Raw genomic sequence first — 15367 nt, forward strand, 5'->3', positions numbered from 1 at the left:
TGGCCGTTTTCGTTGGCGGGCCACGCTATCCGGGCCGGAAGCGGGCGCACCGGAGCTGTTATCACCCCAGGTGCTTCGCCATGTTGTAGCCGGTGATGGTGAAACCCAGCTCCTGATAGAGCGCCAGGGCCCTCGGGTTGTCGTGGGCGACCCGCAGCTTGATCTGGTGGATGCCGAGGGAGGCGAGCTGCGCCTCCAGGGCGGCCATGGCCGCCTTGCCGAAGCCCTGGCCACGATGGGGTGGCGTCACATAGAAGTCGTAGATGAAGGTGGTGCCGGCGGCGCTGTCGAGGGCATGCCAGAGATAGCCCAGGGGCTCACCCGGTGTGTTCGAGGCGCCGCTACCGTCCTCAGGCACCAGGGCGAGTAGATGGTGACCCGGGGTGGCGACGCCTTGTGGCAGGAGCTGTTGCAACGAGGCGTCGGCCTGACGGCGGGCGTCAGGCAGCGCCATCCCGTGATTGCTGGCAAGATCCCGGGCGTAATCCTCGATGAAGTAGTCGCGATAGGCGGGAAAGTCTGCGTCACGCAGGGGGATCAGGCGAATGGTGAGAGTCGGCATCCGGCACATCACTCCAGAGAAGGGGGAGGGGCCACGTTACGCCAGGATGGCGCCAAGCACAAAGGGACAACCGTTGCCTGTTAGGTGACGGCGATAAAAAAAGAGCGCCCAGGGGCGCTCTTTTTTCCTGCTGGCAGAAAAAGAGGCTTATTTGACCTCTTCCCCCTTGGCCTGCAGATCCGCGTGGTAGGAGGAACGCACGAAGGGGCCGCAGGCTGCGTGGCTGAAGCCGAGCTCCATCGCCACGTCCTTGAGCTCGTCGAACTCTGCAGGCGGCACATAGCGCTTCACCGGCAGGTGGTGGCGGCTCGGCTGCAGGTACTGACCCAGGGTCAGCATGTTGACGCCGTGCTCGCGCAGGTCCTTGAGCACCTCCACGATCTCCTCGTTGGTCTCGCCAAGGCCCATCATCAGACCGGACTTGGTCGGCACGTGGGGGTGCATCTCCTTGATGCGGCGCAAGAGCTCCAGGGACCACTTGTAGTCGGCGCCCGGGCGGGCGACCCGGTACATGCGCGGGGCGGTTTCCAGGTTGTGGTTGAAGACGTCCGGCGGGGTCTCGCGGAACACCTCCAGCGCCTGCTCCATCCGGCCGCGGAAGTCCGGGGTCAGGATCTCGATGCGGGTCTGCGGGCTGTGCTCGCGGATCTCGCGGATGCAGTCGGCGAAGTGCTGGGCACCGCCGTCGCGCAGATCGTCGCGGTCCACCGAGGTGATCACCACGTACTTGAGGTTCATTTCCTTGATGGTGAGCGCCAGCTTCTTAGGCTCTTCCGGATCCAGCGGCAGCGGACGGCCGTGGGCCACGTCGCAGAAGGGGCAGCGACGAGTACAGATGGCGCCCATGATCATGAAGGTGGCGGTACCGTGGTTGAAGCACTCCGCCAGGTTGGGGCAGGAGGCTTCCTCACACACAGAGTGCAGCTTGTTCTTGCGCAGGGTGCTCTTGATGTGCTCGATCTTCTGGCTTGACGGCGGCAGCTTGATCCGCATCCAGTCCGGCTTGCGCAGCACTTCCTCGTTGGGATCCGGCATGAATTTCACCGGGATCAGGGCCATCTTGTCGCCATCGCGCAGCTTGACGCCCGGCTCCATACGAACGGGTTTGCTCATGATTCACTCTCGGTGTTTGTTATTGTGTGATAACCAATCAGGCTGGCCAGTTCGGCCACCAGGATGGATTGCGCCTCGGCCACGCTTTGCGGGCCGCCCAGGGCGCTGGTCTGGGTCATGGCCATGCCCGCATAGCCGCACGGATTGATGCGCAGGAAGGGGGTCATGTCCATGTCGATATTGAGTGCCAGCCCGTGGAACGAGCAGCCCTTGCGGATGCGCAGGCCAAGGGAGGCCAGCTTGGCCTCCATGCCAAGCTCGTTCTTCACGTAGACCCCGGGGGCATCGGCCTTGGCATAGGCCGCAATGTCGCTCTTGGCCAGGGTGTTGATGATGGCGGTTTCCAGGCAGGTTACCAGCTCGCGCACCGACAGCTTGCTGCGGCGCACGTCCACCAATACGTAGAGCACCAGCTGGCCGGGACCGTGATAGGTCACCTGGCCGCCGCGATCGCTCTGCACCACAGGAATGTCGCCGGGGGCGAGCAGGTGTTCGGCCTTGCCGGCCTGCCCCTGGGTGTAGACGGGGTCGTGCTCCACCACCCAGAACTCGTCCGGGGTGTCGCTGGTACGGCTGTCCGTGAAGGCCTTCATGGCGTCCCATACCGGCTGGTAGGGGCGACGGCCCAGTTGTCTGACGATCAGCTGACTGGGAGGCGAGTGTGGCTCGGCGGGCGTTTCGGGTGACATCTTTCCTCACTGACAGGCGCAGGGCCGGTACGATAGTCGGTGCAACCGGGTGGCAGATAATCAGTCGCCCCGGTGACGGGGCGAGAGAGGTGACTTACAGGACGTAGCGAACCAGCTCGATCTTGCCGAGGGCGGTGTACATGGCCTCGATATGTTCCTTGCTCTGGGCGGTGACCGTCACTCGTACCGAGTGATAGTTACCCTTGGAGCTCGGCTGAACGGTCGGGCTGTAGGTGCCGGGGGCGTGTTGCTGCAGCACTTCCACCACCATGTCGGGCAGGGCGGGATCGGCCACGCCGAGCACCTTGAACGGGAACTTGCAGGGGAACTCCAGCAGTTCATCAAACTTGGTATTCATCTACTTCACCTTTCTGCGTCGCCGGGAAGCGACTTCATCTTTCATCTTGCAGGGCCGACGGAGGCCGTCGGCATGCGCCTGTAGGGGCATCACCCTGGTCTATATGGGCATTGTCCGCACCGGGATCAAGACCCGGTGATTTGGCAAGACGTGGAAATGCTGCTTTTTACCACAAATCGTCAGTCGGCGGAACCTGCAGATTACAGGGTTATTGACTGGACTGACCGCAAAAGACAGCAGCGGCGCCTGTTGGCGCCGCTGTTTGAGGAGGGGAGTATTACTTGAACCAGCTGGAAACCAGCATCACCAGGTAGTCCCACAGACGGCTCATCAGGCCACCTTCCTGCACCTCTTCCAGGGCAACCAGCGGCACCTGCTTGATCTCCTTGTCCCCTTGCTTCAGGAACACGGTACCGACGCGCTGACCCTTGGCCAGCGGGGCCTTCAGCTCGCTCTCGAGCTGGAAGTCGGCCTTGAGGTTGTTGCCCTGGCCGCGGGTGACCAGCACGGAGACGTCCTGGTCGACGCCCAGTTTCACCTCGGACTTGTCGCCCATCCAGATCTTCTGGGTCACCAGCTCGGTACCGGCCTTGTACGGGGTCAGGCTCTGGAAGAAGCGGAAGCCGTAGGTGAGCAGCTTCTTGCTCTCTGCAGCGCGGGTGGCTTCGCTGCTCGCGCCCAGCACCACGGCGATCAGGCGCATGCCTTCGTTGTTGGTGGCGGAGGAGACCAGGTTGTAGCCGACCTGGCTGACGTGGCCGGTCTTGATGCCGTCAACCTGCAGGGACTGGTCCCACAGCAGACGGTTGCGGTTGTGCTGGGTGATGCCGTTGAAGATGAAGGACTTCTGGGCGTAGATCTTGTACTCCTCCGGCAGGTCGCGGATCAGGGCCTGGCCCAGGCGCGCCATGTCGTGAGCGGTACTGTAGTGACCCTCGGCATCCAGGCCGTGCGGGTTCATGAAGTGGCTGTCGTTCATGCCGAGCTTGGCGGCCCAGCTGTTCATCAGGCTGGCGAAGGAGTCGGTGCTGCCTGCCAGGTGTTCGGCCATGGCGACGCAGGCGTCGTTGCCGGACTGGATGATGATGCCCTTGTTGAGATCATCGACGGAGACCTGCTTGCCCACCTCGATGAACATCTTGGAGGAGTCGGAGTAGTTCTTGGACCAGGCGTTCTGGCTGATGGTCACCATGTCGGTGCGCTTGATGTTCCCCTTGGCCAGCTCCTGGCCAATGATGTAGGAAGTCATCATCTTGGTCAGACTGGCGGGGGGCAGACGCTCTTCGGCGTTCTGTTCGGCCAGCACCTGACCGGAGTAGTAGTCGATCAGGATGTGGGCCTTGGCGGAGATCTCCGGTGCGGCGGGGACCACCATGGGGGCGCTGTTCAAAGTGGGGACCGGCTGGGCGGTCGGCAGTGCCGAATCCGGCGTCGGAACAGGCTGGTTGGCCTGAGCGGTGGCGCTTAACAGGGAGGCCAGAATAACGGAACGGGCAAATTTGGACATCTTGAAATTCCTGGTGCCTGGATGGGGTGTACCCAAGTTGAAAAAAAGCGGGCTTCACTATACCAGATGTGCTCGTCGGTCATAGCCCGAGTTGCGATCTGGACGGGATTTTATGGGTTTTCCCCCGACCTCACGTCGTATCCCGGCGTGAGGTCGGGGCTGCGCTCAGGGCACGATGAAGGCCTGCTCCAGCCCGCCCTGGCGGATCTGATCCAGCAGGGCAGCCTGCTGATCGGCCGCCACCGGCCCCATCAGGACGCGGAAGACGGCGCCATGGGTCACCACCTGATAGGGCACGCCGTAGCGCTGGGTCATCACCTTGCCCATGGCCTGGGCCCGGGCCTCGGAGCCGCTCGCCAGCACCTGGATCATCTTGCCCTCGGCCGTGCCGGTCTTGGGGGCGGAGACGGTGCTGGTCGCCGTCTCGGCTGGTGCCGGAGCGGCCTTGGCCGGTGCAGTCGGGGCCGGCGTCTCGTTGACGAAGGTGTCGGCGGCCGGCGCCGCAGGCGCCATCGGTGTCATGGGGGCCATGGGCACCATCTCCACCATCTGGTCCGGCTGATCGGTGATGAGCTCGAGGCGTACCCTGGCCTCGCCACCTTCCACCATCTCCAGCTGTGTGGCGGCGGCGTGGGAGAGGTCGATCAGGCGGTCGCTGCCGAAGGGGCCGCGGTCGTTGACCCGCACGATCGTCTCCAGCCCGTTGTCCAGGTTGGTGACCCGCACGTAGCTTGGCAGCGGCAGGTTGCGGTGGGCGGCGCTGAACAGGGTGCTGTCCAGCACGTCGCCATTGGCGGTCTTGTTGCCGTCCAGATCCCTGGCGAGCCAGCTCGCTGTCCCCTCCTCGCTGTAGTGCTTGATGTCGCGCCACACCTCGTATTTCTGCTTGCCAATCCAGTAATCCCGGTTGCCGCTCTGGCTCATGGGTTCGGGTCGTGGAATGGCGCCGGTCGCCTGGGGGATCTCGATGACCTGAGGCTTCTCCTGGGGGACGGGCTCTGGCGGCAGCGGCTGGGGCTCCGGCTGGCTGCTACAGGCGGCCAGCAACAAGGTCAGGCTGAGGGGGAGAAGTTTGTGGCTGTAATGCATAAGCGTCCTGGATGGCTTGACTGAGTTGATGCACCGCCATCGCATAGAGAGGGCTGCGGTTGTAGCGGGTGATCACGTAAAAATTGTGGCGCGCGACCCAGTATTCCGGTCCTTCGGCCTGCTCCAATGCCAGCAGTTTTACCGGCGTGTCGGGTGCCAGCGGGGTGGCGAGTTCGATGCCTGCGGCCGCCAGCTCGGCCCAGCGCTGCTTGAGCTCGGGCTCGGGTGCAAGCAGGGTACCTACTGGAGCCAATCCGATCAAGGCGGGTTCGACCACCGACTCCCCCCAGCGCCAGCGGTGCAGGGCGAAGTAGTTGGCCACGCTGCCGATGGCATCCGCCGGGTTGGCGAAGAGATCCCGCTTGCCGTCGCCGTCAAAATCGACCGCGTAGTGACGGTAGCTGGAGGGCATGAACTGGCCCATGCCCATGGCGCCGGCATAGGATCCCTTGAGGGTGGTGAGCGGCCACTTCTCCTCCCGGGCAAGCAGCACCAGCTGGGCAAACTCCTTGGCAAAGAAGTCGGCCCGCTCGGGGTAGTGGAATCCCAGGGTGTAGAGGCTGTCGAGCACCGGATGGCGGCCCATCTGGCGGCCATAGAAGGTTTCGATGCCGATGATGGCGACGATGAGGGCGGCGGGCACCTGGTAGGTCTGCTCGGCCCGGGCCAGGGTGGCGGCATGGCGCTGCCAGAAGTCGACTCCGCCCCGGATCCGCTCCGGGGTGACGAACAGCGGCCGGTAGCGGTGCCAGGGCTTGGCCTCCCAGGGGCGGCTGATGGTGTCGAGCACCTCCTGACGCAGACTGGCCTCGCCGATGGCGGCCTGCAACTCGGCCAGCGGCACCTGCTGCTGTTCGGCCAGCAGGGCGAGCCCTGCTGGCGAGACGGTGGCGCCCGCCGTCAGGGAGCAGACGCAGAGCGCCAGCCAGCCGCGCTTCATCAGGCGAGCAGGCGCCTGTGGGTCTGGATGGACATCAGGACGCCGAAGCCCGCCATCAGGGTCACCATGGAGGTGCCGCCGTAGCTCACCAGCGGCAGGGGCACCCCCACCACCGGTAGAATGCCGCTCACCATGCCCATGTTGACGAACACATAGACGAAGAAGGTGAGGGTCAGGGCGCCCCCCAGCAGGCGTTCGAAGCTGTTCTGGGCCTGCATGGAGATGAAGAGGCAGCGGCTGATGATATAGAGGTAGATCACCAGCAGGAGGGCCACCCCTACCAGACCGAACTCCTCGCTGAACACCGCGAAGATAAAGTCGGTGTGGCGTTCGGGCAGAAACTCCAGCTGGGACTGGGTGCCTTGCAGCCAGCCCTTGCCGAACACGCCCCCTGAGCCGATGGCAATCTTGGACTGGATGATGTGGTAGCCGCGCCCGAGCGGGTCCTTCTCGGGATCCAGCAGCATCAGCACCCGCTGACGCTGGTAGTCGTGCATCAGGAAGAACCAGAGCACCGGCATGAAGGCGCAGATGAGCAGCACCGCGAGCCCGATGAGCCACCAGCTGATCCCCGCCAGGAAGATGACGAAGAAGCCGGAGGCCGCCACCAGGATGGAGGTGCCAAGGTCCGGCTGGGCCGCGATGAGCAGGGTGGGCAGCAGCACCATCACCAGGGCGATCATCACGTGGCTGAACTTGGGGGGCAGCGAATGGCGGCTGAGCCAGGCGGCCACCATGATGGGCATGGAGAGCTTCATCACCTCGGAGGGCTGGAACTTCATGAAGCCGAGGTCCAGCCAGCGCTGGGCCCCCTTGCCGATGTGACCGAACACGTCCACCGCGATGAGCAGCAGCACCACCACGGCGAACAGGGGCACTGACCAGCGGGCGTAGAGGGAGGGGGGTAGCTGGGCCATGCCGATCATCAGGGCGAAGGCCAGACCGCCGCGCACCAGCTGGCGCACGATGGCGTCAACACTCTGCCCCGACGCCGAGTAGAGCACGACCATGGAGAGGGTCATGAGGGCCAGCAGGCCGAGCAGCAGCGGCAGATCGATGTGCAGCTTGTACCAGATGCTCTGCTGGCGGGCAGAATTACTCATTGGGAACGACCTCGCTCGGTTGGGACGGCTTTTCCGGTGCCGGTGGCAGCTGGGGCTCGGGCGGAAGCAGGTAGGCGTCCAGCATGTGGCGGGCGACCGGCGCCGCCATGGCGCTGCCACCTCCTGCGTTCTCCAGCACCAGGGCGACCACGGCCTTGGGCGCCTCGAAGGGGGCGAAGGCGACGAACAGGGCGTTGTCGCGGTGCTCCACCTTGGTGGTGGCCGCGTTGTAGACCTGGTTCTCCTTGAGGCCCACCACCTGGGCGGTGCCGGACTTGCCCGCCGCCTTGTAGGGGGTGTTGGCGAAGGCGCGGCGCCCCGTTCCCTCGTGGCCGTTGATGACGCGCCACATGCCGTCCTTGGCCACCTGCCAGTAGGTGTCGCTCTTGGCGGCGATGGCCACGTTCGGGTTGATGGGGGCGTTGACCACGCCGTCCGACGAGGCGGTGCTCTTGAGCAGGTGCGGTGTCACATCGTGACCGTTCTGGGTCAGGATGCTGATGGCCTTGGCGAGCTGGATCGGGGTGGCGCTCCAGTAGCCCTGGCCGATGCCGATGGAGATGGTGTCACCCTGGTACCAGGGCTGGCGCCAGCGCGCCATCTTCCAGTCCCGGGACGGCATGACCCCCTTGGTCTCCTCGTAGAGATCGACGCCGCTGTACTGACCGAAACCGAAGCGGGTCATGTAGCTGTTGATCTTGTCGATGCCGACCCGGTAGGCGAGATCGTAGAAGTAGGTGTCAGCCGATACCTCGATGGCGCGGTAGACGTCGAGCCAGCCATGACCCCAGCGACGCCAGTCGCGGAACTTCTTGGTGGTGCCCGGGATGGAGAAGCTGGGCCCGCCGAAGTAGCGATAGTTGGGGGTGATGGCCCCCTCGTTCAGCCCCATCACCGCCATCATGGGCTTGACGGTGGAGGCGGGGGCATAGATGCCCTGGGTGGTGCGGTTCACCAGAGGCCGGGCGGGATCGTTGAGCAGCGCCGAGTAGTTGGTGCTGGAGATACCGGTCACGAACAGGTTGGGGTCGTAGCTCGGGCTCGACTCCATGGCGAGGATGGCGCCGGTGTTGGGCTCCATCATCACGATGGCACCCCGGCGACCGGCCAGCAGCTCCTGCGCCTTCAACTGCAGGCGGATGTCGATGTTGAGGTAGATGTCCTTGCCGGGCTCGGGGGGCTGGAACTTGAGGGTGCGCACCACCCGGCCGCGGTTGTTCACCTCGACCTCCTGGTAGCCCGCCACGCCGTGCAGCTGATCCTCGTAGAACTTCTCCACCCCCTGCTTGCCGATATCCTTGGTGGCGGCGTAGTTGGCGAGCTTCTCCTCCTTCTCGAGGCGCTCCACGTCGCGGGTGTTGATCTTGGCCACGTAGCCCAGGGCATGGGTCAGGGTGTCGCCAAACGGGTAGTAGCGCTTGAGGTAGGCCTCGATGCTGGCTCCCGGGTAGTTGTGCTGGTTGACCGAGAAGAGGGCGACCTGGTACTCGCTCAGCTTCTCGTACAGGGGCACGGGCTTGAAGCGGCGCTGGCGCTTGACCTCCGCCAGGAACTTCTCCTTGGTCCCTTCCGGCAGGGCCAGCAGGGTGATGAGCGCGTCGGCGGTCTTCTCCAGGTTCTCGGTCTCTTCCGGTACGATTTCCAGGCTGTAGACGGGGCGGTTTTCCGCCAGCAACACGCCGTTGGCGTCGTAGATCAGGCCGCGGGGCGGTGCCACCGGCACGACGCGGATGCGGTTGTCGTTGGAACGGGTCTGATAGGTGTCGTAGGACTCCACCTGCAGGTAGTAGAGGTTGCCCAGCAGCACCAGCATGAGCACGACCATGCCGATGTAGGCGACCAGGGTGCGCCGGAAGAACAGACGTCCCTCGGCACTGTGATCGCGCATTTCGATGCGATTCTTCAGCATGCCGTTACCTTATGGCTGACGTGTGATGGAGAGTGACGGTGCGGATAGGCATGCTCAGGCTCCGGGGGCCGGGCGGGTGAGCGGAATGCATAGGCTCTGCATGGCTCACTCTCTGTGATACGGGTGATTGGTGGTGATGCTCCAGGCGCGATAGAGGCTCTCGGCCACCAGTACCCGCACCAGCGGATGGGGCAGGGTCAGGGGCGACAGGGACCAGCTCTGTTCGGCGGCGGCCTTGCACTCGGGGGAGAGCCCTTCCGGGCCGCCCACCAGCAGCGCCACGTCCCGGCCATCGAGCTTCCAGGCTTCCAGTTGCACGGCGAGCTGCTCCGTGGTCCAGGGCTTGCCGGGAATGTCCAGGGTCACGATGCGCGAGCGCCCGGCGGCCGCCAGCATGGCTTCCCCCTCCTTCTGCAGGATGCGGGGAATGTCGGCATTCTTGCCGCGCTTGCCTGCGCCTATCTCGACGAGCTCGAACGGCATGTCTTTGGGGAAGCGGCGACGGTACTCTTCGAAGCCATGCTCTACCCAGGCAGGCATCTTGGTGCCCACGGCAATCAACTGGATTTTCATCTTTGGTTACGCTGTCGCCCTTTATTACGAATTCATCTGAGCGGCGCCGCTCCAGAGTTTTTCCAGTTGGTAGAAGTCGCGGTACTCATCCTGCATCACGTGGACGATGACCGACCCCATGTCCACCAGCACCCATTCGCCGGTGAGTTCCCCTTCCACGCTCAGCAGATCGAGGCCTGCGTGGCGCGCCTCGCTGGCGAGGTTGTGGGCGATGGCACTGACATGACGATTGGAGTTGCCGGAGCAGATGATCATGGTGTCCGTGATGCTGGATTTGCCGCGCACATCGAGGGTGATGATGTCGCGGCCTTTCATGTCATCGATCTTGTCGACGATAAAGGCGAGTAATTCTTGGCCTTGCAATGTCTTCTCCTGTCTTCCGGCGCCAGAGGGCGGCGGATTATATCATGGTCACTCCCGTTTCCCAGCCTGGCAACGGGAAGGTGCGGGCCGCCATGTCGCAAGGGCAGCCCCTCAAGGATCACTATAGTGCGCAACCTGTCCTGACAATAGTCGGGTCTGTGCCGGCTACGCCTCAAGGTGTCGGCTCGACGCCTTCTCCTGCGGATGACCCCGCCGACGGTTGATAGAGCCCGTGCTGCCGGATGTAGTCGGCGACCGGGGCGGGCAGCAGATAGCGGGGATCCCGCCCCGCCGCCAGCAGAGCCCGCAGCCCCGTGGCCGACAGCTCGATGGGCAGGTTGTCTGCCAGGCAGATGCGGCCGTGGCGCAGCCGGTGCAGATCTGCCACCTCGCGGGTCTGGTGACGGGCCAGCAACTCGGCGATGGGGGCCGGGTAGTCCGGCTGCCAGCCGGGGCGGGTACTCACCACCAGGTGGGCGTAATCTAGCAGCTCCCGCCAGCGGTGCCAGCCCGGCAAGCCGAGCAGGGAGTCCATCCCCATCAGGAAGCAGATCGGGGTGTCCGGCAGATCGCGCCGCAGCTCGATGAGGGTGTCGATGGTCCAGGAGGGGGTGTCCCGCTTGAGCTCCCGTTCGTCCACCACGAAGCCCGGGTTCTCCGCCGCCGCCAGCCTGACCATGGCCAGGCGCTGCTCGCTGGAGCAGAACGGATTGGCGCGGTGGGGCGGGATGTGGTTCGGGAGCAGCCTCACCTCGGCCAGGCCCAGGGCCTCGCGGGCCTCGATGGCAGGCCTCAGGTGGCCGATGTGGATGGGATCGAAGGTGCCGCCGAGGATGCCGATGGGCGCTTTCAGCATGGATCCGCCTCCAGCAAAGGCAGGGGGGCGCCATCGCGAAAACCGAGGGCGATGGTCTGCAGCATCAGCCAGGCCCCTTCGGTATCGAAGCGGCGCTGGGCGTCGTCCAGTTGCGCCATCAGTTGCCACAGCTGCTGCAGCTTGGCAAAGGGGAGCCGGGTCAGGGCCTGCTGGATGAGCTGCTGGCGGCTCTGCCAGATGCGTAACCGGGTGAAGTGTTCCACCAGGGGTTGCCCGGCGCGGGCGGCCAGCGCCAGCTCGGTGAGCTGTTCCAGCTCGCGGCACAGGGTCCAGGCCAGCATGCCGGGCTCGGTGCCCTCGGCGCGCAGGGCCAGCAGGATGCGCTGGGCCCGGTTCACCTTGCCCTCCAGCAGGGTATCGACCAGCTGGAACGGGGTGAAGTGGGCGTGGCGGATGATGGTTTCCTGCAGGTAGGCGACCGTGATGGGCTGGGGGGGCGAGAGCAGGGTCAGCTTCTCGATCTCCTGGCTCGCGGCCAGCAGGTTGCCCTCGTAAGCGTGACACATGAAGTTGACCGCATCCGGCATCGCCTTGAGACCGAAGCGTTGAAACCGTGCGCTCATCCAGCGCGGGAAGAAGCGGGGCTCGGGGTGGTTGACCGGGACATAGGTGCCGCTCTGGCTCAGCTTGTCGAACCAGGCTGCCTTCATCTGGGTCTGGTTGAGGCGACCGCCGCTGAGCACCAGCAGCAGATCGGGGTGGAGCTGCTTGCCGATCTCGCTGATGCGGGCGGCCAAGTCCTTGTCGACCTTGGCCGGCAGCTCCAGCTCGATGATCTGGCGGGCGGAGAAGAGGCTCATGGCCTGGCAGGCGTCATGGACCTGGTTCCAGTCCAGGCCGGCTTCCACCACGAAGCTGTGGCGCTCATCGAAGCCCTGTTTGCGGGCCGCCTGACGCACGGCGTCGATGGCTTCGAGCTTGAGCAGGGGCTCGTCTCCAAAAATGAGATAGCAGGGCTTGAGCCCTGCCTTGAGGTGATCCGCGAACTGCTCCGGATAGACTCTCATCAAGATACCTTCATCAGAACTGGACCTGGCTGAGGTTGATGGATCACCAGTCCGATGGTCGGATAGATCCCCATCAGAACTTGACCTGGCTGAGCTGGCGGATCACCAGGTTGGCAGCCTGTTCCTGCATCTCCTTGCCGAGCTGCTCCTGCTCGCGGGAGGAGGCGAGCGCCGCATCCGGCTTGTTCAGGAAGCTGCGGTTGAAGGTGATGGGGAAGACCTGGGTCGGCTGGCCCGGCACGACCACGGTGAACTGGGTGCTGTAGCCCAGCAGGTATTCGCGATCCTGGCCGATGGAGTCGACGGAGGCGACCTGACTGCTGCTGCTCACACTGCCCAGGGTCAGCACCGGAATGCCCTCCTTGTCGGCGAGCTGCACGCCGGCCGCCTTGAGGCGGGTAGTGACCAGCCGGTAGAAGTCGCTCTTGTTGTCACCGACCACTTTCATGGTCATCAACTCGGGGGGAATGGCGGTGCCCCGCATCTGAAAACCGCAGGCCTGCAGCAGCAGACCTGCCATCAGGATGGCCATCCAGCGAGTGAAGATGGTGCCCATAAAAAATCCTCTTTGCATGAAGGGAAGAGCGGCGGGCGCAGGGCCCGCCGTTATCATCCGTTTGCTGTTACCGCTTGGCAACCAGACAGTCAGCCTGCATGGCCAGGCGGTATGGCATCAGTTGGCCACGATGTTGAGCAGCTTGCCCGGCACATAGACGACCTTGCGCACGGTCAGCCCCTCGGTGAACTTCTGCACCGAGGCATCGGCCATGGCCAGCTTCTCGACGTCCGCCTGGCTGATCTCGGCCGGCACGGTCAGCTTGCCGCGCATCTTGCCGTTGATCTGCACCACCACCAGCTTCTCGGTCTCGATCATGGCAGCCTCGTCGGCCACCGGCCAGGTGGCGTGGTCGATGTCCTCGCCCTTGCCCAGCATCTTCCACAGCTCGAAGCCGATATGCGGGGTGATGGGGTAGAGCATGACCACGACCGCTTCCAGCGCTTCCTGCATCAGGGCGCGATCCTGGGCGTCGCTGCCCAGCTTGGAGAGGTTGTTCATCAGCTCCATGACCGCAGCGATGGCGGTGTTGAAAGTCTGGCGGCGACCCACGTCGTCGCTCACCTTGGCGATGGTCTTGTGCAGCTCGCGGCGAACGGCCTTCTGCTCGCTGGAGAGGGCGGCCACGTCCAGCGCCGGTACAGCACCACCGGAGACGTGCTCGAAGGTGATGCGCCACAGGCGGCGCAGGAAGCGCTGGGCCCCCTCGACGCCGGAGTCGGACCACTCCAGGGTCATGTCGGCCGGGGAGGCGAACATCATGAACAGACGGACGGTGTCGGCGCCGTAACGCTCCACCATCAGCTGGGGGTCGATGCCGTTGTTCTTGGACTTGGACATCTTGGTCATGCCGGAGTGGATCACCTCGCGGCCCTCGTTGTCCACGGACTTGGTGATGCGGCCCTTGTCGTCGCGCTCCACCTTGACGTCGAGGGGGCTGACCCAGACATTGCCGCCCTTCTCGTCCTTGTAGTAGAAGGCATCGGCCAGCACCATGCCCTGGCAGAGCAGGCGCTTGAACGGCTCGTCGCTGTTCACGAGGCCAGCGTCACGCAGCAGCTTGTGGAAGAAGCGGGCGTAGAGCAGGTGCATACAGGCGTGCTCGATGCCGCCGATGTACTGATCCACCGGCAGCCAGTGGTTGGCAGCTGCCGGATCCAGCATGCCCTTGTCGTAGTCCGGGGAGCAGTAGCGGGCGTAGTACCAGGAGGACTCCATAAAGGTGTCGAAGGTATCAGTCTCGCGGAACGCTTCCTGGCCGTTGTAGGTGGTCTTGGCCCACTCGGGGTCGGCCTTGATGGGGCTCTGGATGCCGTCCATCACCACGTCTTCCGGCAGCAGAACCGGCAGCTGCTCTTCCGGGGTCGGCACGACGGTGCCGTCCGCCAGGGTCAGCATAGGGATGGGGGCGCCCCAGTAGCGCTGACGGGAGACACCCCAGTCGCGCAGGCGGTAGTTGACGGTGCGCTTGCCGCGGCCGAGGGATTCCAGCTTGTTGGCGATGGCATCGAAGGCGGCCTGGAACTCGAGACCGTCGAACTCGCCGGAGTTGAACAGCACGCCCTTGTCGGTGTAGGCGGCGGCGATCACATCCGGGGCGTCACCGACGGCCGGCTTGATGACCGGCTTGATCTCGAGGCCGTACTTGGTGGCGAATTCGTGGTCGCGCAGATCGTGGCCGGGCACTGCCATGACGGCGCCGGTGCCGTAGTTCATCAGCACGAAGTTGGCGACCCAGACCGGCACCTTGCGGCCATCCAGGGGGTGAATGGCGTAGAGGCCGGTGGCCATGCCCTTCTTCTCCATGGTGGCCATGTCTGCCTCGGCCACCTTGGTGTGCTTGCACTCCTCGATGAAGGCGGCGAGCTCGGGGTTGCCTTCGGCTGCCAGGGCGGCCAGCGGGTGGCCGGCGGCGATGCCCACATAGGTCACGCCCATGAAGGTGTCCGGACGGGTGGTGTAGACCTCCAGGTGATCATCCTGGCCATCGACGGCGAAGCTGATGTTGACCCCTTCGGAGCGGCCAATCCAGTTGCGCTGCATGGTCTTGACCATCTCCGGCCAGCCTTCCAGGTTGTCGATGTCGTTCAACAGCTCTTCGGCGTAGTCGGTGATCTTGATGAACCACTGGGGGATCTCTTTCTGCTCGACCGGGGTGTCACAGCGCCAGCAGCAGTTGTCGATCACCTGCTCGTTGGCCAGCACCGTCATGTCGTTCGGGCACCAGTTGACGGAGGAGGTCTTCTTGTAGACCAGGCCCTTCTCGTAGAGCTTGGTGAAGAACCACTGCTCCCAGCGGTAGTAGTCCGGCTTGCAGGTGGCGAGTTCTCTGTCCCAGTCATAGCCCAGACCCAGCATCTTCAGCTGGTTCTTCATGTATTCGATGTTTTCGTAGGTCCACGGAGCCGGCGCAGTGCTGTTTTTGATGGCGGCGTTTTCCGCCGGCAGGCCGAAGGCGTCCCAGCCGATGGGTTGCAGCACGTTCTTGCCATTGAGGCGTTGATAACGGGAGATCACATCACCTATGGTGTAGTTACGCACGTGCCCCATGTGCAGTCGACCAGACGGATAGGGGAACATGGAGAGGCAGTAGAACTTCTCTTTGTCTACTTTTTCCACGGCCTTGAAGGTTTTCTTGGCATCCCAGTGCTGCTGCACTGCTGGTTCTATGGATTGGGGAACGTATTGCTCTTGCATTGGTGACATCCGGATCTGTGAAAT

The 15367-nt window shown here is 64.1% G+C and carries 15 protein-coding genes; all 15 read right to left on the reverse strand.

Going from position 1 to position 15367, the window contains the following annotated elements:
• Nucleotides 1-61: 61 nt before the first annotated feature.
• Nucleotides 62-562, reverse strand: coding sequence for a GNAT family N-acetyltransferase (locus tag I6L45_RS11555; protein WP_216982134.1), 501 nt, complete (start codon nt 560-562; stop codon nt 62-64).
• A gap of 147 nt (nt 563-709) precedes the next feature.
• Entirely contained in the window at nt 710-1675 is a 966-nt protein-coding gene (gene lipA, locus I6L45_RS11560; RefSeq protein ID WP_043762198.1) for a lipoyl synthase, read from the reverse strand.
• Nucleotides 1672-2364: a lipoyl(octanoyl) transferase LipB gene (lipB, locus tag I6L45_RS11565; protein WP_043762197.1), complete on the reverse strand. Its 693-nt coding sequence runs from the start codon at nt 2362-2364 to the stop codon at nt 1672-1674. The genes lipA and lipB overlap by 4 nt, the downstream gene beginning before the upstream one ends.
• Nucleotides 2365-2458: 94 nt before the next feature.
• Nucleotides 2459-2722 (reverse strand): DUF493 family protein YbeD, encoded by a 264-nt coding sequence (ybeD, locus tag I6L45_RS11570; RefSeq protein ID WP_010673756.1) that lies wholly within the window; start codon nt 2720-2722, stop codon nt 2459-2461.
• A 277-nt stretch (nt 2723-2999) separates the two neighbouring features.
• Nucleotides 3000-4229, reverse strand: coding sequence for a D-alanyl-D-alanine carboxypeptidase family protein (locus I6L45_RS11575; protein WP_216982135.1), 1230 nt, complete (start codon nt 4227-4229; stop codon nt 3000-3002).
• Nucleotides 4230-4394: 165 nt separating this feature from the next.
• Entirely contained in the window at nt 4395-5318 is a 924-nt protein-coding gene (locus tag I6L45_RS11580) for a septal ring lytic transglycosylase RlpA family protein (protein WP_043762194.1), read from the reverse strand.
• Nucleotides 5260-6258 carry a lytic murein transglycosylase B gene (gene mltB / locus I6L45_RS11585; RefSeq protein WP_216982136.1) on the reverse strand — a complete coding sequence of 333 codons (999 nt, stop codon included), beginning with the start codon at nt 6256-6258 and terminating at the stop codon, nt 5260-5262. Before mltB ends, I6L45_RS11580 begins: the two co-directional genes overlap by 59 nt.
• Entirely contained in the window at nt 6258-7361 is a 1104-nt protein-coding gene (gene rodA, locus I6L45_RS11590; RefSeq protein WP_043762191.1) for a rod shape-determining protein RodA, read from the reverse strand. The genes mltB and rodA overlap by 1 nt, the downstream gene beginning before the upstream one ends.
• A complete protein-coding gene (gene mrdA, locus I6L45_RS11595; RefSeq protein WP_134695371.1) occupies nt 7354-9270 on the reverse strand; it encodes a penicillin-binding protein 2 in 1917 nt (638 codons plus the stop codon). Before mrdA ends, rodA begins: the two co-directional genes overlap by 8 nt.
• A gap of 105 nt (nt 9271-9375) precedes the next feature.
• Nucleotides 9376-9843 carry a 23S rRNA (pseudouridine(1915)-N(3))-methyltransferase RlmH gene (rlmH, locus tag I6L45_RS11600; protein ID WP_005298242.1) on the reverse strand — a complete coding sequence of 156 codons (468 nt, stop codon included), beginning with the start codon at nt 9841-9843 and terminating at the stop codon, nt 9376-9378.
• A gap of 24 nt (nt 9844-9867) precedes the next feature.
• Nucleotides 9868-10206, reverse strand: coding sequence for a ribosome silencing factor (gene rsfS / locus I6L45_RS11605; RefSeq protein ID WP_043762188.1), 339 nt, complete (start codon nt 10204-10206; stop codon nt 9868-9870).
• A 172-nt stretch (nt 10207-10378) separates the two neighbouring features.
• Complete coding sequence (gene nadD, locus I6L45_RS11610; RefSeq protein WP_216982137.1) at nt 10379-11062, reverse strand: nicotinate-nucleotide adenylyltransferase; 684 nt, start codon at nt 11060-11062, stop codon at nt 10379-10381.
• Nucleotides 11056-12090: a DNA polymerase III subunit delta gene (gene holA, locus I6L45_RS11615; RefSeq protein WP_216982138.1), complete on the reverse strand. Its 1035-nt coding sequence runs from the start codon at nt 12088-12090 to the stop codon at nt 11056-11058. The genes nadD and holA overlap by 7 nt, the downstream gene beginning before the upstream one ends.
• A gap of 73 nt (nt 12091-12163) precedes the next feature.
• Complete coding sequence (gene lptE, locus I6L45_RS11620) at nt 12164-12646, reverse strand: LPS assembly lipoprotein LptE (protein ID WP_216982139.1); 483 nt, start codon at nt 12644-12646, stop codon at nt 12164-12166.
• Nucleotides 12647-12763: 117 nt separating this feature from the next.
• Nucleotides 12764-15343, reverse strand: coding sequence for a leucine--tRNA ligase (gene leuS / locus I6L45_RS11625; protein WP_216982140.1), 2580 nt, complete (start codon nt 15341-15343; stop codon nt 12764-12766).
• Between the last annotated feature and the right edge of the window lie 24 nt (nt 15344-15367).

Origin of the sequence: Aeromonas sp. FDAARGOS 1415 (genome assembly GCF_019048365.1) — a bacterium.
Lineage (GTDB): Bacteria > Pseudomonadota > Gammaproteobacteria > Enterobacterales > Aeromonadaceae > Aeromonas > Aeromonas taiwanensis.